Source organism: Aliiroseovarius sp. ABM4_368, from assembly GCF_056161205.1.
The window spans coordinates 1-17888 of record NZ_JBSWYR010000008.1; the positions used below are offsets into that span (position 1 = coordinate 1).

Annotated in this window: 20 protein-coding genes; 12 read left to right on the forward strand and 8 right to left on the reverse strand. The window is 55.3% G+C overall.

Annotated features, from left to right (window positions below):
• Positions 1 to 168 (forward strand): tyrosine-type recombinase/integrase (locus ACXAH3_RS15750; RefSeq protein WP_474863209.1); only part of this gene is annotated, 168 nt, incomplete at its 5' end.
• A gap of 411 nt (positions 169 to 579) precedes the next feature.
• Here the strand turns inward: ACXAH3_RS15750 and ACXAH3_RS15755 are convergent.
• From ACXAH3_RS15755 to ACXAH3_RS15765, 3 genes are read right to left on the reverse strand one after another with little or no spacing between them, the layout of a single operon-like run.
• Complete coding sequence (locus ACXAH3_RS15755; RefSeq protein WP_474863150.1) at positions 580 to 1566, reverse strand: membrane dipeptidase; 987 nt, start codon at positions 1564 to 1566, stop codon at positions 580 to 582.
• Between the two features lie 23 nt (positions 1567 to 1589).
• Positions 1590 to 3020 (reverse strand): NAD(P)-binding domain-containing protein, encoded by a 1431-nt coding sequence (locus ACXAH3_RS15760; RefSeq protein ID WP_474863152.1) that lies wholly within the window; start codon positions 3018 to 3020, stop codon positions 1590 to 1592.
• Positions 3017 to 4006: a LysR family transcriptional regulator gene (locus ACXAH3_RS15765; protein WP_474863154.1), complete on the reverse strand. Its 990-nt coding sequence runs from the start codon at positions 4004 to 4006 to the stop codon at positions 3017 to 3019. The genes ACXAH3_RS15760 and ACXAH3_RS15765 overlap by 4 nt, the downstream gene beginning before the upstream one ends.
• A 71-nt stretch (positions 4007 to 4077) precedes the next feature.
• Here ACXAH3_RS15765 and ACXAH3_RS15770 point away from each other — a divergent pair, with 71 nt between their 5' ends.
• The 5 genes from ACXAH3_RS15770 to ACXAH3_RS15790 all read left to right on the forward strand — a co-directional run bounded on the left by ACXAH3_RS15770 (position 4078) and on the right by ACXAH3_RS15790 (position 8015).
• Positions 4078 to 5079 (forward strand): TRAP transporter substrate-binding protein, encoded by a 1002-nt coding sequence (locus ACXAH3_RS15770; protein WP_474863156.1) that lies wholly within the window; start codon positions 4078 to 4080, stop codon positions 5077 to 5079.
• On the forward strand, positions 5079 to 5618 hold the full coding sequence (locus tag ACXAH3_RS15775; RefSeq protein WP_474863158.1) for a TRAP transporter small permease: 540 nt from the start codon (positions 5079 to 5081) through the stop codon (positions 5616 to 5618). The genes ACXAH3_RS15770 and ACXAH3_RS15775 overlap by 1 nt, the downstream gene beginning before the upstream one ends.
• Positions 5615 to 6910, forward strand: a complete 1296-nt coding sequence (locus ACXAH3_RS15780; protein ID WP_474863160.1) for a TRAP transporter large permease — start codon at positions 5615 to 5617, stop codon at positions 6908 to 6910. The genes ACXAH3_RS15775 and ACXAH3_RS15780 overlap by 4 nt, the downstream gene beginning before the upstream one ends.
• A 66-nt stretch (positions 6911 to 6976) precedes the next feature.
• On the forward strand, positions 6977 to 7459 hold the full coding sequence (locus tag ACXAH3_RS15785) for a CMD domain-containing protein (protein WP_474863162.1): 483 nt from the start codon (positions 6977 to 6979) through the stop codon (positions 7457 to 7459).
• Complete coding sequence (locus ACXAH3_RS15790; RefSeq protein WP_474863164.1) at positions 7452 to 8015, forward strand: peroxidase-related enzyme; 564 nt, start codon at positions 7452 to 7454, stop codon at positions 8013 to 8015. The genes ACXAH3_RS15785 and ACXAH3_RS15790 overlap by 8 nt, the downstream gene beginning before the upstream one ends.
• A gap of 12 nt (positions 8016 to 8027) precedes the next feature.
• On the opposite strand, the gene ACXAH3_RS15795 is transcribed toward ACXAH3_RS15790, so the two are convergent.
• Positions 8028 to 9467: an aminotransferase class V-fold PLP-dependent enzyme gene (locus tag ACXAH3_RS15795; RefSeq protein WP_474863166.1), complete on the reverse strand. Its 1440-nt coding sequence runs from the start codon at positions 9465 to 9467 to the stop codon at positions 8028 to 8030.
• Between the two features lie 108 nt (positions 9468 to 9575).
• Between ACXAH3_RS15795 and ACXAH3_RS15800 the strand changes: the two genes are divergently transcribed.
• A complete protein-coding gene (locus ACXAH3_RS15800; protein ID WP_474863168.1) occupies positions 9576 to 10037 on the forward strand; it encodes an Lrp/AsnC family transcriptional regulator in 462 nt (153 codons plus the stop codon).
• A gap of 123 nt (positions 10038 to 10160) precedes the next feature.
• Here ACXAH3_RS15800 and map read toward each other — a convergent pair whose 3' ends face one another.
• Positions 10161 to 11015, reverse strand: coding sequence for a type I methionyl aminopeptidase (map, locus tag ACXAH3_RS15805; protein ID WP_474863170.1), 855 nt, complete (start codon positions 11013 to 11015; stop codon positions 10161 to 10163).
• An 86-nt stretch (positions 11016 to 11101) separates the two neighbouring features.
• On the opposite strand from map, the gene ACXAH3_RS15810 reads away from it, so the two are divergent.
• A complete protein-coding gene (locus ACXAH3_RS15810) occupies positions 11102 to 11308 on the forward strand; it encodes a ParD-like family protein (protein ID WP_106358005.1) in 207 nt (68 codons plus the stop codon).
• A complete protein-coding gene (locus ACXAH3_RS15815; protein ID WP_474863173.1) occupies positions 11295 to 11441 on the forward strand; it encodes a hypothetical protein in 147 nt (48 codons plus the stop codon). Before ACXAH3_RS15810 ends, ACXAH3_RS15815 begins: the two co-directional genes overlap by 14 nt.
• A 139-nt stretch (positions 11442 to 11580) precedes the next feature.
• On the opposite strand, the gene ACXAH3_RS15820 is transcribed toward ACXAH3_RS15815, so the two are convergent.
• Positions 11581 to 12606 (reverse strand): hypothetical protein, encoded by a 1026-nt coding sequence (locus ACXAH3_RS15820; RefSeq protein ID WP_474863175.1) that lies wholly within the window; start codon positions 12604 to 12606, stop codon positions 11581 to 11583.
• Positions 12607 to 12840: 234 nt separating this feature from the next.
• Positions 12841 to 13905, reverse strand: coding sequence for an alpha/beta hydrolase family protein (locus ACXAH3_RS15825; protein WP_474863177.1), 1065 nt, complete (start codon positions 13903 to 13905; stop codon positions 12841 to 12843).
• Between the two features lie 181 nt (positions 13906 to 14086).
• Between ACXAH3_RS15825 and ACXAH3_RS15830 the strand changes: the two genes are divergently transcribed.
• The 3 genes from ACXAH3_RS15830 (at position 14087) to ACXAH3_RS15840 (ending at position 16592) form a co-directional block, all read left to right on the forward strand.
• Positions 14087 to 15058, forward strand: a complete 972-nt coding sequence (locus ACXAH3_RS15830; RefSeq protein ID WP_474863179.1) for a helix-turn-helix domain-containing protein — start codon at positions 14087 to 14089, stop codon at positions 15056 to 15058.
• A gap of 8 nt (positions 15059 to 15066) precedes the next feature.
• Positions 15067 to 16062 (forward strand): hypothetical protein, encoded by a 996-nt coding sequence (locus ACXAH3_RS15835; protein WP_474863181.1) that lies wholly within the window; start codon positions 15067 to 15069, stop codon positions 16060 to 16062.
• Between the two features lie 125 nt (positions 16063 to 16187).
• On the forward strand, positions 16188 to 16592 hold the full coding sequence (locus ACXAH3_RS15840) for a hypothetical protein (RefSeq protein WP_474863183.1): 405 nt from the start codon (positions 16188 to 16190) through the stop codon (positions 16590 to 16592).
• Positions 16593 to 17064: 472 nt separating this feature from the next.
• Here the strand turns inward: ACXAH3_RS15840 and ACXAH3_RS15845 are convergent, their stop codons facing one another.
• Entirely contained in the window at positions 17065 to 17871 is an 807-nt protein-coding gene (locus ACXAH3_RS15845; RefSeq protein WP_474863185.1) for a DeoR/GlpR family DNA-binding transcription regulator, read from the reverse strand.
• Between the last annotated feature and the right edge of the window lie 17 nt (positions 17872 to 17888).

Sequence of the window (17888 nt, forward strand, 5' to 3'; positions counted from 1 at the left end):
GGCACGCACTCGCTCCGCCGGACAAAAGCAGCGGAGATTTACCGAAAGACCGGAAACCTTCGCGCGGTCCAACTGTTACTTGGTCACACGAAGATCGATAGTACCGTTCGCTACCTTTGCGTTGAACTCGAAGACGCCCTGAGCATCGCCGAACGTATCGACATCTGAGCTATTTTGGCGAACGGTCCTGCCGTTCGCCAATTCAATGCGGGTCTTTGTCCCCTGCGCGGCGTTGGTCGGTAACGAGCCCACGTTGTCATATTTCCGCATTGCAGCTAACGCCTACTTTCAGGAAACTGGAAAAAATAGCCCTCAAATCACGGTTCATTATGGACCTTGAGCAACGTTCCCTATGCTGCGTTGCAGCGTTACCAAAATCGGACCTTCATCTCTCTCACTGCGGTCGGCTCGACTGAGCCTCACCTTGAATTCAACTTAGCTTCACGCGCACTGAAAATAGAACCACTTCGGTTTGCCGCAACACGGGAACAGGGCGTCCTAAGGCTGGGTATTCATGGCGCGCAACTGTGATCACTTGGGCAGGCCGAAGGCCATTAGAGCAAGGGCAATATCGGCTATTTACCAAGTCTGATCGAACAGACGTATCCAATTTCCGCCCAGAATTTTGACGATGCGCTCCTTACTCCAACCTCGGTTGTGCATTTCCTCAGTGAGATTGCCGAATTCACGATTATGACGAATGCCTTCGGGTTTTGAAATCTTGGCAGACCCGAAATCGGCGAGCGTGCTTCCGGTTCCTTTGTCTTTGTTGGCCCAAAGCAACCAAGGGCCGGGACGCGCGCGGTTGTGATTGAAATCGGTGCCGATGGCCACGTGATCTTCCCCAACGAGATCCAAGGTGTGTTCCATCGCATTAATCACATGTGCAACCGTGGCATCATTACCGGCAGCCAATCCGGGCGCGAACAATGATGTTCCAATAACACCGCCTTTAGCCGCACAGGCCTGAAACACCTCGTCGGGTTTATTGCGCGGGACATCAAAAAGCGCGCCAGGCAGACAATGGGTGATTGCGACCGGTTTTTTCGAATACTCGATGGTATCCAGCGACGTCTGAATACCAACGTGGCTCAGGTCGATCAAAATGCCGGCCTCATCCATTGCATCAACAGCTTCATGCCCGAAACGGGTCAACCCGCTGTCTCTTGTTTCCAGATACCCAGCGCCAAAGAAGTTCTGTGTATTGTAGGTCAACTGCATGATGTTCACACCGAGGTCCTTGAAGAGCGCGAAGTTATCAAGGCGATCTTCGATGGGGGATGTGTTTTGCCAGCCCATTATGATCCCGACCTTGCCCTCTGCTTTCGCACGGCGAATGTCGTCGGTTGTACGAATGAGCATGGCGATGTCGGCGTTTTCTGCCAGCTTCTTGCGCCACATTGTCACGTAATCCATACCACCGCGAAAATTCTCCCAGAGCACGGAGGACGCGTTGATTGCGCTGACGCCGCCTTGTTGCGCATCGAGGAGGATTTCGCGGTTGAAATCGGAACTTTGCAAAGCATCGACAATGATGGAACTGGAGTGGAGATCTTTAGAGGTCATAAAGGAGCCTTTTGAAAGAGGGTCTAGTTGGCCGCGGTTAATTCAGAAGCGGGCCAGATATCAGGTTCGAAATCTGGGGTGTCATAGGTCGCAAAGCGATCAAGATGGAACGCCGCGTCTTCGGCAAAGAATGAACGCACCAGACCGCTCGAAAGCCTCCGAGCGCCTTCTGTTGCAGATGGAATGCCCGATGTGACTTTACCCTGACTTGGCACAGCCGCGTAAGCAAAGCAGCACAGCCGCGCGAGGGCGGGGCATGTCCCTGCCGTGCGCTCCGCGAAGGTGAAGTCAGCGTTTAGATACGGGTGCGCGGCAAGAACTGGGTTCTTTGCGGCCTTGTCCGCCCCGACAACATCGGCCCACGTGCGCCAGTGCCCAAAGAATTGAGAGAGTTCGGGGCGGCTCTTTTCTGAGATACCAAACCCTGTTGCAAAGATGGCAACGTCGGCCTCGATAACACCTTGCGGCGTTTCGACGGATAGACCGTTTGCACCATGTGACATTCCATTGATTGGTGCGCCAAGGTGCAGGTGAGCATTTTTATGCCGCGCGACGCGTGCAACGGAATGGGCAGGGGGCGGCACAGGGAACTTGTCGCCAAGGTCCATGATCTCCCACTTTTGGGCATCCGTCAGCGCCATATAGCCCGCAGTCATGCCGCGTGACCCTGTGCCAGTGAACTTGTCGATGGCAGGAAGGGCGGGGCGGCGAATGAGGAGATCAAGCCGCGCGCATCCCGCTTCAAGGGCGGCAGCGGCGTTGTCCATTGCAGAGGCCCCAGCCCCAACCACAATCACGCGTTTGCCTTTCAGGCTGTCGACATCAAAAACATCTGCCGAATGGTACACGCTCCCCTCTGGCAATCCTTGGGCGACAGGTGGCAGTTTGGGGGCGCCTAATGCGTCCAAACCCGTCGCCAAAACCACGCGACGCGCCCAGATTTCGCCTGTGCTGGTCGAGAGGCGAAACAACGCGCCCTCGGGAACGATCTCTGCCACGTCACAGTCGTTGGTGATGTCTGGTTTGGTCATCTTGCGATACCATTTCAGGTAATCCATCCACATCGTGCGCGGGGCGAGGGTCATGTCGTCCCATGCGGCGACGCCCCATTGCGCTTCGAACCAAGCCCTAAATGTTAACGCAGGTATGCCCAAAGCCGGACCTGCGGCTTCTTTAATAGTCCGCAGCGTTTCCATGCGCGCAAAAGTAATCCAAGGGCCTTCTTGGCCGGCAGGGGCGCGATCCAATAAGCGAACATTGCTAATGCCGTCCATCTCCAGGGCCGCATTCGCCACCAAACCGCAAAGCCCTGCGCCGATAATTGCAACATCAAGTACGGGGTCTCCGCTTGGGCCCTTGGTGACGGGCATCCAAGGCTTCGGTGGTAGGTTTAGAAGGGTGCGCTGGCGGGTGAAGTCGGCCTCCAATTCCGTCAGGTTAGTCGCGTCTGTCATGGTGCAGTCCCCAGTAAGGTTTTTTGACTTTGTGGAAAGGATGTCACGCCCTCGGCCATTTTCACGGTGCAATCGGGCACAGTTGCCAAGCAGGCTTTGTAAAAGGCATCAACGAAGGCGCTGGAATGTTGTGCCAAGGCCCGATTGGCGTCCCTTAACAGCTCCCAGGAATACGGCATTTCCGTCGCCAGTTCGACGATCTTCACACCGTTTACGGGAACACCGTAGGCCGTGACGGGGTCCACAATTGCGATGCCCAATCCAGAACGGGCCGCCATAATGGCGTTCAATGACGCGTTGGTGGCAATTTCCGAAGGGGGGATGATACCAGATTTTTGAAACGCCTGATCAATTGTATGGCGTATGCGAAACGCGTTACCGACAGTTATGAGGCGTTGGTCTGCGAAGACCGACAGCGGCAGAGGTGCGCGTGAGTGCGCCAGTGGTGATGCGTCTGACACCACGCCTACAAGACGGGATTCACAGACGACATGGCGCACCATGCCCGCGTGATCAATTGGGCTGGCCGCTATACCAAAGTCCGCAGTTCGGCTGCGCAGGGCCCCGATAACGTGCTCAGCATTCATGGTTTGGACAGTGATCTGCTGTGGAAGGAGTTCACCTAACGCCGTCAATGTCGCACCAGTCAAGCCTGCGGCCATAGCGGGTGTTGCGGCGATGTCGATAGACGCAACTTTTTCCGTGCGAATTGCATCGGCGCGCTGCCCGATTTGGCGTAGGCCAGCAACAACACGTTCAACTTCCTCATGAAACCGCAGGCCGCGATCTGTAGGGGAAATGCGAGGACCGTTGCGATGGAACAACTGAAACCCGACAGACAGCTCCAGTTCTTTGATCATGCGAGTCACAGCGGGCTGCCCAATGCCCAAATAAACGGCGGCTCCCGTCATGGACCCGCAAGACATGGCTGCCAGAAAGGCTTCCAACACTTTGAGGTCAAACTTTTTATTATTCTCTATTGACATGATGGGCTCATCATTATGCTATGTTTGCATAATTGCAAGTCCGTAAAGTAAAAAACCAAGGGGAGTCTCCAATGAACCGTTTCACTCGCTTAGCCGTCACCGCCCTTTTGAGCACAGCCGCACTTCCGGTTGCCGCCGAAACATGGCGCCTTAGTTCCATGGTGTCGCCAGACAGCATCGAAGGTCAGGCCTATGAAATCCTCGCAGAGAAGACTGCCGAGTATTCGAACGGCGACCTGACCATCCGGATTTTCCCGAACTCGCAAATTGGTGAAATGGACGCGGTCGTCGAGCAGCTTAGCGCGGGTGTCATCCAGCTCGCTCCGTCCGCCATGACGTTTCTTGCACGCTGGGAAGATAATATTCGTTATGCGTCCGCGCCCTTTCTTTTTGAAGATTATGACCATTGGGCCGAATTCATACGTGGCGATATGGTGCAAGGCTGGCTTGACAATGTAACCGATGCATCCGGCATTTCTGTTTTGGGCGATGCACCTGCATTCCCACGTGGTTCGTTCCGCACGCTGCTGTCTGTCGATCCAATCACCAGCGCAGAAGACATCGCTGAACTTCGCATTCGTCAGTTCAACAGCCAGCTGGTGATTGATGTGTGGGAAAACCAAGGCGCCGAAGTTGTCGTGCTTGCATGGGGCGAAGTCTACGATGCGATCAACCGCAATATCGTAAACGCCGTGACGTCACCGCTGGAACTGATTGAAGCCACGCGTTTCTATGAGGTTGCGCCCAACATCGTGCGTACAGATGAATACCCGCAGGCAATCGCGTTCATGATGAACCAAGAGGCATTCGAGGACCTTTCTCCCGAAAATCAGGACGCCCTGCTGCGCGCCCATGCAGATGCGTCCGCCTTCGCTTGGGACACCATTTTCTCAGGCGCCGATGAAACTGTTGAACGGATCAAAGCCCTCGAAGGCGTGACATATTCTGACAGTTTCAACATCTCAGCGATCTTGGCGACAACGTCCGAATTTTACGCCGCGCGTGAGGCGGCTGGAGAATTGCCAGAGGGCCTGATGGACGCCGTCGAAGCCGCACGGGAAAGCGCGGAGTAATGAAAAGCACGTTCTCCGTTCTCGGAGCGAGTTTAGACGCTATCGCGGCTGCCTTCAAAGCCGCGATAGCTCTATTGTTGCTCATCATGTTGGCGATCAATGCCTTCAATATCGCAACTCGGTCTATTTTCGGCGAGGCCTATGACGGAGTTTTCCATTGGACGATGTTGATGTTCATTTGGGCGACTTGCTTAGGTGTTTTCGTATACATGCGAGAAAACCGGGATGTGGTTGTTGATCTGATAGCGGCGCGCATGCCGTTGCCCGTCCGCAAAATGCTTGCCGTTTTTGCGGACATGATCGGGCTGTTATTCATGTATATGGTTCTTTCGCCAGCGCTTGAATTGATTGGTTTGCAGACGGGCCACATGGAGACAATCGCGCTCCCCATATACGTTCACAGCCTGCCATTGTTCTTGTCTGCGCTGTGTCTTGTGGCTCATTTTGCCTTGCATGCCTTGCAGGTTTTGACCGGCGATATTGAGCCTTTTCTAAAATCCGATCCGCTTGAACATCTTGATACAGGAGCCGCAAAATGACGCTTGGCTTTGTCGTAATAGGCTCTTTCTTGCTGCTGATGATGGTCGGTGTTCCCGTCACTATCGCCATTGGCGCGGGGGCTGTGGCTGGCTTGTACTGGGCAGACTTGATGGATTTTGCCCTCGTCTTCCCGCAGCAGATCATCGAAGGCGCGAGCAAGCCTGCCCTCCTTGCAATTCCCTTTTTCATCCTTGCAGGTAATTTGATGAATGCCGTCGGGATGACGGACAAAATATTCAATTTCGCGCTGGCGTTGATCGGCAGTGTGCGTGCTGGTTTGGCTTATGTGAACGTGATTGCCTCGCTCATTTTTGCCGGCGTTTCTGGCGCCGCGACCGCCGATATCGCGGGCCTTGGACAGATCGAGGTGCGCGCGATGCGCGAACGTGGATATTCCCATGAATTCGCTGCGGCTTTGACCGTGGCGACATCTCTGGTTGGTCCCATTGTACCACCGTCAATCAGCCTGATCGTCTACGCCTGGCTGGCAAATGAGTCCGTCGCCCGTCTTTTTCTTGCGGGGATCGTGCCCGGGCTTTTGGTGGCGGCGTCCTTCATCGCCTACATCCGCGTGATGTGCGAATTCCAAGACATGCCGCGCGAAGAACCAAAGACTCTGACGCAGATCAAGCACGCCATCCTTGATGGCATCCCAGCGCTTATTGCGCCCTGCATCATTTTGGGAGCGATCATTTTCGGGTTCGCGACGGCGACAGAGGCCGGCGTGATTGCCTGTGTTTACACGCTTATCGTCGGGGTGTTTTACCGCGCCGTTAGTTTCAATATGCTTTGGACCGCACTGAAAGAAAGCGCATTGCTGTCCGCGCTCATCATGATGATTATCGGCGCATCACAGACAATGGGGTGGTTGTTTGCCTTTGAGCAGGTGCCCCAAGCCTTTGCGACCGGATTCTTGGACGCCATCGACAGCCGCGCGATGTTCCTCATATTTGTCGTGGTTCTGCTGATCGTGATTGGCTGCTTCATGGAGGCGACACCGGCCAAGATCATTCTTTTGCCGTTGCTTTTGCCAGTTGCAGATGCCTTTGGGGTCGACCGTGTGCAATTCGGCATGATCATCACACTGGCACTTCTGATCGGGATCGCGACACCGCCGTTGGGCGTCGGACTGTACCTGATGTCTGCGGTATCCGGTGTGAAATTCGAACGGCTTTCGATCGCTATTCTACCGCTGTTAATCCCGCCTTTCGTTGCCTTGATTTTGATCTCTGCATTTCCGGCAATCACGCTCTGGCTGCCCGATCTGGTGATGGGGCCTGCACCCCCGTGATCCGATTGATGTTCATCCCCGTTCCGGACAGCATCCGTGCTGGCTGTAAACTACCGAAGGTCTGACATGAAAACGAACAACGTCATCAACACAACACTCGGGATTTCCCCGAACGATGCTTTGTACGAGCTAAGAGCGTTCCGGCCGAATTTTGTTGACGGTGCAGAGGTTTGCCGTGCGGCTGTTCTGCATCCAGATGACAATCTCGGGCTGTCTTCGGACGTGCGCTATGCCGTGGCCCGACGGGCGGCGGGGACAGGATCAAACCCTGATTTTCTTGCAAGTTATCCTGCGCCAAGCACTGCTGAACTCCGTGACTTCGCCTCGGGCGGCGATCCGCAGGACAGAAAACTTGCTGCGTTGGCGCGTCACACGGATCTCATTGCGAAAACGCCTTCCGATGCGTCGAAAACCCATTTGCAAGACTTGTTGGATGTCGGGTTTTCTGTGCCCCAGATCGTAGCCCTGTCAGAGCTTCTAGCGCAGGTGTGTTATGAAATGCGCATTGTGCACGGGCTCTCGCTTTTGAAAGACACCGATCATGCGTGATGATATCCCACAGATCAAAATCAAGCCGCTAAAATGGACACCGCATTTGCCCCCGGTGGAAATTGAGGATGCCACCGAGCGCCAACTGGCTGCCATGCAGGTCACGCCGTCCGCCAAAAAAGTGTCGCCCTATGTGCGTACGCTTGTCCATGATCCCGATAGCTACGTGGCTCGCACGGAATTGTTCAACGCCATCATGTACGTTGAGGGTGGCCTGCCCCGTGCGGATCGCGAATTAGGCGCGCTTGGTGCGTCCTTGGTCAATGGCTGCCAATATTGCGCCAACGTTCATGCGCGCCAGCATGCCAAACTGGCGGGGCCGTTTGCAACCTCAGCGCTGTATACTGAGCGGCGAGATGCGCTGTGCGAGCGGGACGCGGCGATAATGGATTTCGCCGAAGCCTTGACCGCGACGCCGCCCCGTGCGGATCAGTCCCACATCAAAGCCCTGCGCAAAGCTGGAATGGACGAGGTCGAAATTCAGGACCTTATCCACTCAATTGCTATTTTCGGGTGGGCAAATCGGCTCATGCACCCTTTGGGTCATTCCAGCTGACAAAAGTCGCCGTTAGGCGGCCTTTACATTGAAACGGGCCGTTGCCGGGTCGCAGTCGTACTTGGCCGCACTTTCCCGCGCGGTGCTGGCCAATTGCGTGATTGCACTCAGGATAGTTTCAACCTGTGCATCGCTGTGAAGATAGCTAAGATTAAACCGCACCCACCCCGGTTTTTCAATCTCGTGGCCCGCACCCAACCGCGCGAAAAGGTCTTCGGATTGTGGTTTTTCCAGGCCGAGCAAGGCATGGGCATAGGGTCCCGCACAGGCACACCCGCCACGCACCTGAACGCCATAGAAATCTGACAACATTCGCGTGAACAACTGTTGGTGGACTGGGCCGCCGTCATCGTCGAACACCTGAAACGAAAAAATCGGCAGCGCCTTTACTCTATCGAAGGTGCCCAACACGCGAATGTTAGGGCTATGCGCGAGGTGAGAGCAGGCCCGTTCACGAAGCAACGCATCTCGTGCAAGAATTTCGTCGGTCCCGATGGCGTCTTTCACCAACATCACAAGGGCCGCGCGGATGTCGCCAACGACATTGGGGGTGCCGGCTTCTTCGCGGGCCTCTACTTTGGAGGCATATTCATGACGCCAGGGTGAAACGAAACTCACCGACCCTCCGCCAGGTGCAGTGGGGGTTGAGCGACGCACAATGCTATCTCGCAGCACCGCAATACCGGACGAGCCGGGGCCACCGGGGAACTTATGGGGTGAGAAAACGATCGCGTCCTTCTGGCAGTCGGAATCGCCTATCTCCATCGGGAGATACGCTCCGCCACCGGCATAATCCCAAATCGCAAGCGCCCCATTGGCTTTGAGGGTGCGTGTGACCTCTGTCGTATCGGTGAGGATGCCCGTGACGTTCGATGCCGCCGAAAAGCTGCCGACGATGAGTTCGGCACCCTGCGCATCCGCCAGTTTGGACCGCAATGCGTCCATATCAATGCCGCCGCCAAAGGCCTCTGGCACGACGATGAGTTCGGCGCCGGATTCCCGCCACGGCAGGATGTTCGAGTGATGCTCATAGGGGCCGATCAAAACGACCGCGCGTTTGCCTGAAGCGACCATTTCCCTGATCTGCAACAGACCTACAATGCGGTTTATTCCCGCCGTCGCACCCGAGCCAGCAAAGATGACATGGCAGTTGTCATCGGCCTTGACCAAACGTGCGATTGTGGCGCGGGCTTCTTCGCGCATCCGCGTCATGGTCATCCCGCAATACGAGGCTTCGGTGTGGCTGTTGGCATAGTAAGGTAGGACATGTTCCATCACAAAGTCTTCGACCTGCCGAAGCGCGCGCCCAGACGCCACGTAATCCGCATAGACGAGCTGACGTGTCCCGAATGCTGTTTCGATATCAGCGCCATCGCCAATAAGACCGTTGCGTAAAAATTCAATAAGATCTGGGCGGTTTAGCGCGTCTCGAAAGTTTGTCAGGGCGGTCACAGGCGGTTTTTCCTTATGTTGATTGCCCGTAGAATAATAGATGTCAGATCGATATTTTATGTCTATTCTACCCAGGATTCCCAAATATATAAAGGTTTTGATCGAAAAATGGACCATAAGTTAGATCAAATTGATCGCGCCCTTATCCAGCAGCTTCAACGAGACGAACGGTTGAGCCAGCGCGAGCTGGCCGAATTGGTAGGGCTTTCACAAAATGCCTGCTGGCGGCGCCTGAAACTACTTGAGGAACGGGGGGTGATTTCTGGGCAGCGCGTTCTGATTAACCGTCGTGCTTTTGGAAAAAACCTTGTGGTGTTCACGATGCTGCGCACGCGCAGTCACTCTAAAGACTGGCTAACAAAATTCCGGCGTCATGTGATATCAATTCCTGACGTCGTGGATTTTTATCGCATTGGTGGGGATTATGATTACATGATCAAAATTGTTACTGAAGACATGGAAAGCTTTGACAGTGCCTATCAACGGCTCATCGACACGATCGAACTTGACGCCGTCACATCCTACTTCGCGATGGAGGCCATCATCGAGGATCGCCCGTTTCCGGTCTGATTCGGTCTTTGGCAGATCAACATTCTAACCAGTTGTAGCGCAGGTGTTTTCATCCCACATGCATCAAATAGACGGGCGCTAGGTTCCCAATCAATGAAAATGTTGCTGGAATGAGGGAGCTATTCACGTCGCTGCTTTTTGAATTTCAACACCGGGTGCATGAAGGCCCTTTGTCGACTTGGTGAAGATTTCGACCCCATCAGCGATCACACCGACCGAATGCTCGAACTGAGCTGACAAGGACTTGTTGCGGGTCACCGCCGTCCAGCCATCCGCCAGCATCTTCACTTCACCACGCCCCAGATTGACCATTGGCTCCACTGTGAAAATCATACCTTCGCGCAGTTCTAACCCTTCTCCGGCTCTGCCGAAGTTCAGGATATCGGGAAAGTCGTGAAAAACCTGCCCGATACCATGGCCGCAGAAGTCGCGGACGACCGAACAGTGTTCTGACTGCGCATAGGACTGGATGGCATGGCCGATATCGCCAAGCCGCGCACCGGGGCGCACGGCCTCAATCCCGCGCATCATCGCTTCATGCGTGATCTGGATAAGCCGCTCTGCCCCCCGCTTGGGCTTGCCAGCCGCGTACATCCGGCTTGAATCGCCGTACCAACCGTCAAAGATCAGCGTCACATCAACGTTGACGATATCTCTGTCCCGCAGCTTTTTCTCATTGGGAAAGCCGTGACAGACAACGTGATTAACTGATGTGCAGCAGGCGTACTTGTAGCCTTGGTAGCCAAGGGTTGCCGGTATCGCATTATGAGATGCCGCGAAGTCCAGCACGTAGGTATTGATGTCTGACAAGGGAAGGCCGTGGCGGACCAGATCGGCGACGCCGTCCAGACAAGCAGCGGTCAGCGCTCCTGCGCGGCGCATTCCCGCAAATGCGTCTGGTCCATAGAGCTTGATGCTTTCAGTCCGGCGCGCATCCTTAGCGGCGGGGGCGACCGGAACATTGATATAGCTGTCCATCTGGCGTTCTTTCCCTTTACTGGTGGCACATCATCCAATATACGAATCATATATATTTCGTATATAAATCGTGAAGGGACATTTCAATGGGCATCGTAAAAATAGGCGACGGGCTACACGAGGACATCCGCAAAGCCAGCACAGTCATGTGCCGGTCAATCAATGCGCAGGCGGAATTCTGGATAAAGGTTGGAATGCTTGCCGAAACGAACCCAAGCATGACGTTCAATGAGATTGTCGCCCAACAGCTCAAGGAAGCCGATGTAAGGCTGCCAGAGATTGAAGCGGCATAAGCAGACCTTGGAGCAGGCGCAGCGAAATGGCGCTTCGTCCGCAAACAGTGAATTTGACCGCCGTCTGATCTCGCTGGTGCAGCGAATGGCAGGTTCACCCGGCCGCGACGCCGCATTGGAAGCTGACGGCTAACGGCGGCTTTGGGCAGGGGGAGCACCGCGGAAAAGCCCCCAAGAATCCCTGCATGCCGCGCTGCCTTCGACGGCCGGAAAGAGCCCAGAACTGCATGATGCTGCACGGTGTACGAATATCCATTCCGGGGCAGAGTCGGCTACCGAATAGCGAGAGCATCGAAGGCCGCTTTTGCGCTGTCGCCCCTTGTTCGCAGTCCCAGGCTGCTCAGGAACCCGCGAAAGCAGGACGAATTGCTCTGATAGTAGTCTGCATACGCCGACACTTCGCCTTCGGAAATATCGTGTGACCAAACCCGCTGCACCAGTCTCAGCTCGGGCTCTGTCCGGGCTGCTTGCGCTAATCCAGCGTGAAACGCGCTTTGTGCTGCTTCGGAAGATGCGCCGCACCCATTTGATGGGTAGCCGACCTCTGAAAGCTCCCAGGGACCATCTGCCAGCGCAGCCATGATCGCAACCTCGGTCAATGCCGCTTCCGGCTCCAAAAACTCAAAGGCCTCATTCATCGGATACCAGGTCAGGGAAACGACGTCTCCTTGATTTGCCAGAGCCCTGATCTCTGGCCGATCCCGAAATCCTGCCCACGTCACCTTGATGCTGACCGGCACATCTGGTCGGATGGTCCTTATGGCTGCGCGCACATGATTGAAGAAGCGTGCGTAATCATCGACATGGCTCCCGAAGAGATGTGCATCGACCTCGTTCCCGATGGCGATGGAGACGAGGTCTACGTCCGGCATCCGCCCCAGAACCTCCGCGGCGACCAACATAAAATTCGAGACGTTCTCAGGATCATCCCATGCCAGGCCTTGTAAATCAGGGGGGCGTCGATCCGTAAGCGTGTCTATGACTGAAAACGTAAGCTGGACGCGCATGTCGCGGGGCGGATACACCACTTGTGCGATGCTGGGCCAATCCGGGTCGGCGACATAGACGCTGTCTGATTGCAAATCATCCCAATAAACCGAAAGAGACGTCGCTTGCGCACCAAGTTCATCGATTGCGGCCAGGACCGACCCGTAGTCGCCCGATTGAGGAAGTGTTCCTGCCAGCGACAAGACAGGTTCGGCTTGCGAAGCGTTCGGATGGAAGCAGACGGACAGCAATACGGCGAGAGCCAAGTGCCGCGCAGTACAAAGAGCCATATTCCGGAGAACGAGATCCATGGGTCCAGCCTAGTTGCTGATTAGAAGACTTGTACAGAGATGATCACCAAGCCGACATTCCAGATTGATGGCGTAAAGGCAGCAAAGTCTGCGATATGTGAATTCGATGAAGCATTAGATTTGCGCTTGCAGCGAGTGGCTGGAATGCTGGCTGCGACCGCAGCATTTCAAGTGCGTGTCCACTGTCTCCTTTGGGCCGGTGGCGGCATAGCACCGCCGCTCAGTTTAGCGCGCTTATGCTCCAAGCTCTACCGAAAGAAAGCTGATGATCTCTTTGGCAAGGCTGTCGTGGAGTGCGCTGCGCGGTTGATCCCCGGCATCTTCGCAAAGCGCATCCGGTTCGCCTTCACGCACGAGGATCTGCGCGCCGTCCGGCTTGCACTGCGCCAGAAAACTGAAATGCGAGGTGCCGGGCAATGTTTCATAACGTGCGGACGCAATGCTTTTTGCAAGGTTGCCGGCATAGACGCCTGATGGCACGTCTTCCTGGCGACCCAGATTGAGGACCAGCATGGGCATGTCGATCGCCGCAATACTGTCCTCTGTCAAAGTGCTGACAATGCCCGGATCTATCACGACGGCAGCACGTACACGCGGGTCTGCCAGGTCTTGTCCCGCAGGCTGCAAATCCATCTGATGCAGGTCGATCCCGAAATGCGCGAGGAAGGCACAATCCGACATCCCATGATCCGTATCGTCACAGAACCGCTGAAGACGGTCGGGATCAACACGGGCACCCGAGACAGCAAGCGCTGTATATCCACCAGCCGAGAACCCAAGCACGGCAAGGGCATCGGTATCGATAAACGGGTAGCGTTCCGGATGACCGGTCACCTCGTCAATCACGGCCGTCAGGTCAGCGGGGCGTTCCCATACGCGCACGGCGGCCTCGGCAGAGGCATTACCCGTGGTGGTTCCTGGATGGTTCGGCAACAAGACAACATACCCGGCTTCAGCCAGCTTTTCGGCGATCCAGCCGAACTGGCCAGCGTTCCCTCCGGCCCCATGCGATATCAGGACGGCCGGAAACCGGCCTTGTTTGTGCGGTGCACGGCGGCCCGCTTCGGTGCCGTAGAAAACGCCGTTGCCTCCGACCTTTACCGTCTTTCCTCCAGGCTCGGCTGGATACCAAATGTGAAAGTCCAAAGACCGGTTGCGAGCAGGGGCGAAGGCCTCGCCATAGGTTATACCTGCGGCCCCGGTATACGCCGGGCGATTCAGTTCGTAGATGCCGTATCCCCCCGCGAGGGCGGCTGTCGCCAGTGCCGTAGATTTCAGGATTGTAGTTAGTCGTTCCATGGTGGCTCTCCGATCAATGATACTAGCCAGAACCTTGAGACACAGGATGCCGCCCTGCGTCCTGAAACGCGTTTTCGGTCGTCCTCAAACGCGATCCAGCCTAAAGTGCCTGAAAACGAATGGGTCTACGGTATTGATTTTTGTACCAATAACTCTCTTTGCGAGCCTTACGCTGTTGTGGATGATGGTCTGGTTCGCGCGAAGGAACGACCTGCGATTGCGGGCGCACCAGCTGTTTCTGGCAACAATTTCGCTTTACGCCTTGCAGTCGATCCTGATCACCTTGCGGTGGGGGTATGCCATTGACTGGGCCGCCCGCCCGGTCGCTTTCGTTGCGCCGGTTTTGCCAGTGCTTCTCTACCTTGCCTATTCCGCCCTGAATGCGCCCCTGACGCTTCGGCGGCTTTGGCCTTTGGTGGCGACGGCTCTTTGCTGGGTCGGTTTGCTGTTCTGGCCCGACCTTGCAGATGTGCTGATCCTTCTGTGCTTTCTCAGCTTCGGTGGGCTTTTGGTCGTGCAATCCGCCAAGGGCGCAGATCATATTGCCCTGACGCCTCTGGGAGCTGCAGACAAGGTTATCCTTGCCATGAAGCTGTCGGGTGCCGTTCTGATACTATCCGGGCTCGCGGACGTCTTCATTCTTTTTGACTTCATCACCAACGAGGGCCGACATACCGGATTGATCGTCAGCCTGCTCCAAGCCGGATTCATCATGATCATCGGCTTTCTCGCAGCATTCGGCCAAATCTCAGAGAATGAGCACCAAGAAGACATCCCGATACCTGACGACTCCGGCATAACTGAGGAGGACGCGGGTATCGTCACGCGTCTCGAAGCGCTCTTTGCTGTGGAAGGATTACACCGGGATGAAGATCTGAATCTGCGTCGTCTAAGCCGCAGGTTGTCTTTACCCGACCGGCGGGTCTCCAACGCCATTAACCGATACAAGGGGCAGAGTGTTTCTCAATTCGTCAATGAGTTCCGGATCAAGGAAGCCTGCGAGCAGTTGAAGGAATCCAATGCGACTGTTCTGGCGATATCATTGGCCGTCGGGTTTGCGTCCAAATCGAACTTCAACCGAGAGTTCCTGCGGGTCACCGGTGTTTCGCCAACGCAGTGGCGTGCGGCCAATGCAAGGAAAGGCGTGACCTGATGGCGCGTTTGTCAGGCATCATGCGCGTGCTCGCTGCCGCCGTCCTCTGCCTGCCTGGTCCGGGCCGGGCGCAGAGCTTTGGGGTTGCCGGGTCCCCGGTAGAGACAATCGAGGACAGGGACTATCTGCGTCTGTTCACGACATTGAAATCCAGTGGGATCGACACCTACTTTCCGACGTTTCAGTATCAGGAAGTGCCCCACGCTCTGAGCCTGGGATATGAGATTGATTTCTTGCCACCCTGCACACCGGGCGATCCTGCCTTCGCGGCGTTGCGTGAATCCGGTATGACGCTTCTTCTGCCGGGGGAACTTCTATATCCGGATGCTGCGGCGCTTCGTCAATTGCCCATGGATGAAGACCCGCTCCGCCAGGTTCTGAGCTGTGCCGGGCCAGAACATGTGGCCGCGATAACGACTTACGATGAAGCCATTTTCAACGGTCGTCCTATCGAGGACGTCGCGGCTTTTTACGCACGGGTGAAGGCCGTCGCGCCAGAACTGCCAGTTCTGATGGTGCATGCCCCCATTCTGACCGATGACCCGACTTTCAAAACACTTGACAAGATCCAGCGATATCTGAAGGAGGTCACAGACTATTCGGCACACGCCGATGCAGTGGGTTTCGATATTTATCCTGTGCCGGCGGACCTGTCCAATCTGGCCACGCCCGTAAGCGGCGGAGCCGTCGTGGCAGAAGACAGGGCAGTTGCGGATTACCTGTCCTGGCTGGAGGACGCAGTCCCGGCTCGTCAGCGATTGGTCGTTTTGCAGGGCTTCGGCTATGCCGATCTCTACGAAAGCAAGTTTCTGGAAGCCAGCTTTCCGGCGGAGGTGATCAACGCGGCCCGCGCCCCGACAGGAAAGGAAACGGACCTGATGGTGTCACAAGCGATTTCAGCTGGCGCTGAATGGGTGATCTGGTGGGGGCCATCGCTGTTGAACGAGACCGGCTCGGCGCCTTGGCAAACCATTCTTGATATAGCGGGCAGATCACACAACTAAGGTGATCCTTGCTGAGGCCTCCTTTTTCCCAGCCGAACCAATGCGGAGCATGTCGGTTGTAAGTGGCCTTTGCGGAAAGTCGGCTGAGTCCTGTGGCATGAAACATCCCGCGGCACGAAAACAAGGTGCCCAATAATCGCCTCAACACTATGTATTATTTCTGCGGCGATCACTTTAGGGATCAATCATGGATGTCGAATTCAGAAACGAGATCAAACGCGGGCATCGGATCGTTTTTTGGCATATTCAGCAGTGAAGCCCGTGACCTGATTGCGTCCGTCCTCCAAGGTGACATGTCCCGATCAGGCGACCTTTTGGCGTATCTGGCGGTCCTTGGATTATGTGTTGTCGGCACCGGTATCGTTGTCATGGGCAGCCTGTACAACGCGCTCTTCAAACCTGATCATATCGTCACCATCTCGCCGGAACGACGAATGGTTGACGTGCAATTTCATCTTCCGTGGCGTGAGCCCCGATCTGTTAGCTACCGGTTTGATGAGATTGAGGCCGTTGAACTGATACGACGATGAGCAGAATGAGATCCTGCTCCGGCTTCCTGATCGCAGACGGCCTCTGATTTTGACGCGCGAGTTCAGGCCCTGGGCCGCCGAGGCAAAATTGAGGCAGCTGAAAGAGATGGGCTTGACAAGCAAGTGATCAGTACAACGCGACCTTTGGCGTAGCCGCCGATCTGGCTCTTTGAAACAAGTTTGTTGGAAATATCTCTCCGCTAACGCAGCGAACGTCAGGTCTGGCGGGCCGCATCGCGGCAGAGAAAACCTCCGCCCAATGGCCGCTAAGGGCCGTCCATGTCGATGCTATCAGGTCCGATCCCCAATGATGCCGCGAAGCGGAGAACGGCAGCAAGGAGCCCAAAACCACCGATGCTGCGCTTTGTATGAAATGCGCAATTCGCGATTGAGTGGCTTTAGGGGAACCTCCTATCAGAAAAAAGAGACTGCTCTGAAATCTTCGCTACCCAATATGCCGTTACTTCACTGGTTAACGCTGATCAAAGGCAGTTAGACCAGTTTCCGTTGAATCCACCGAGATGACGTTACATCCGGCGCGTAAGCATTCTGTATGCATCTCTTCACTCAGTTCAACGCCCGATACAAGGACGTCATAGTCGAATACTTTTCCCAATTTGCATGGGAGATCTCGACCGAACTTTGCACTATCGGCCACTAAAACCGTTTGTTTCGCACAGGAAGCAATCGCATCTCGAACGGCAATTTCGTCGGAGTTAAAGTCCAAGACGTCTCCATTTTCTGCAATGCCTCCACAGCTAAAAATGGCAATGTCTACTCGAAAGCGTTCAAAAAAGTGCCAGCTGGTTGAGCTTACGAAGTCCAAATCCCTCAATCGGACTCTGCCGCCAGCCATTTCAACAACAGCTCCAGGCGCATGCTGCAGGGCAATTACCGAATGCACACTGTTTGTTGCAACAAAGAGATTTTGCCGATTGGCCAAAAGTCGGGCGCATTGTTCCACGGTTGTACCGGTACCCAATGCCACGCGATCCCCGTTTTTCACCAGCCCCTGTACGGCTTGTGCTATGCGTTGTTTTTCCAAACGGGACTCGCTAAGGCGTGGCGAATAGGCGATGTTTTCGGCTTGCTGCCTAAGGCGCGCCACCCCATTTCGACGCTTCACTAATGCAGCTTCATCTAAGTCGCGTAAATCTGTTCTAATTGTTTGAACGGAAACACCCAGCCGATCTGACAGATCATTGGCTGACAATTCGCCAAATTCCGACAGCAACGCAATGATGCGATCGCGCCGTTGGTCCAAATCACTTAGCTTCATAGAATTTTCTTTCGAAA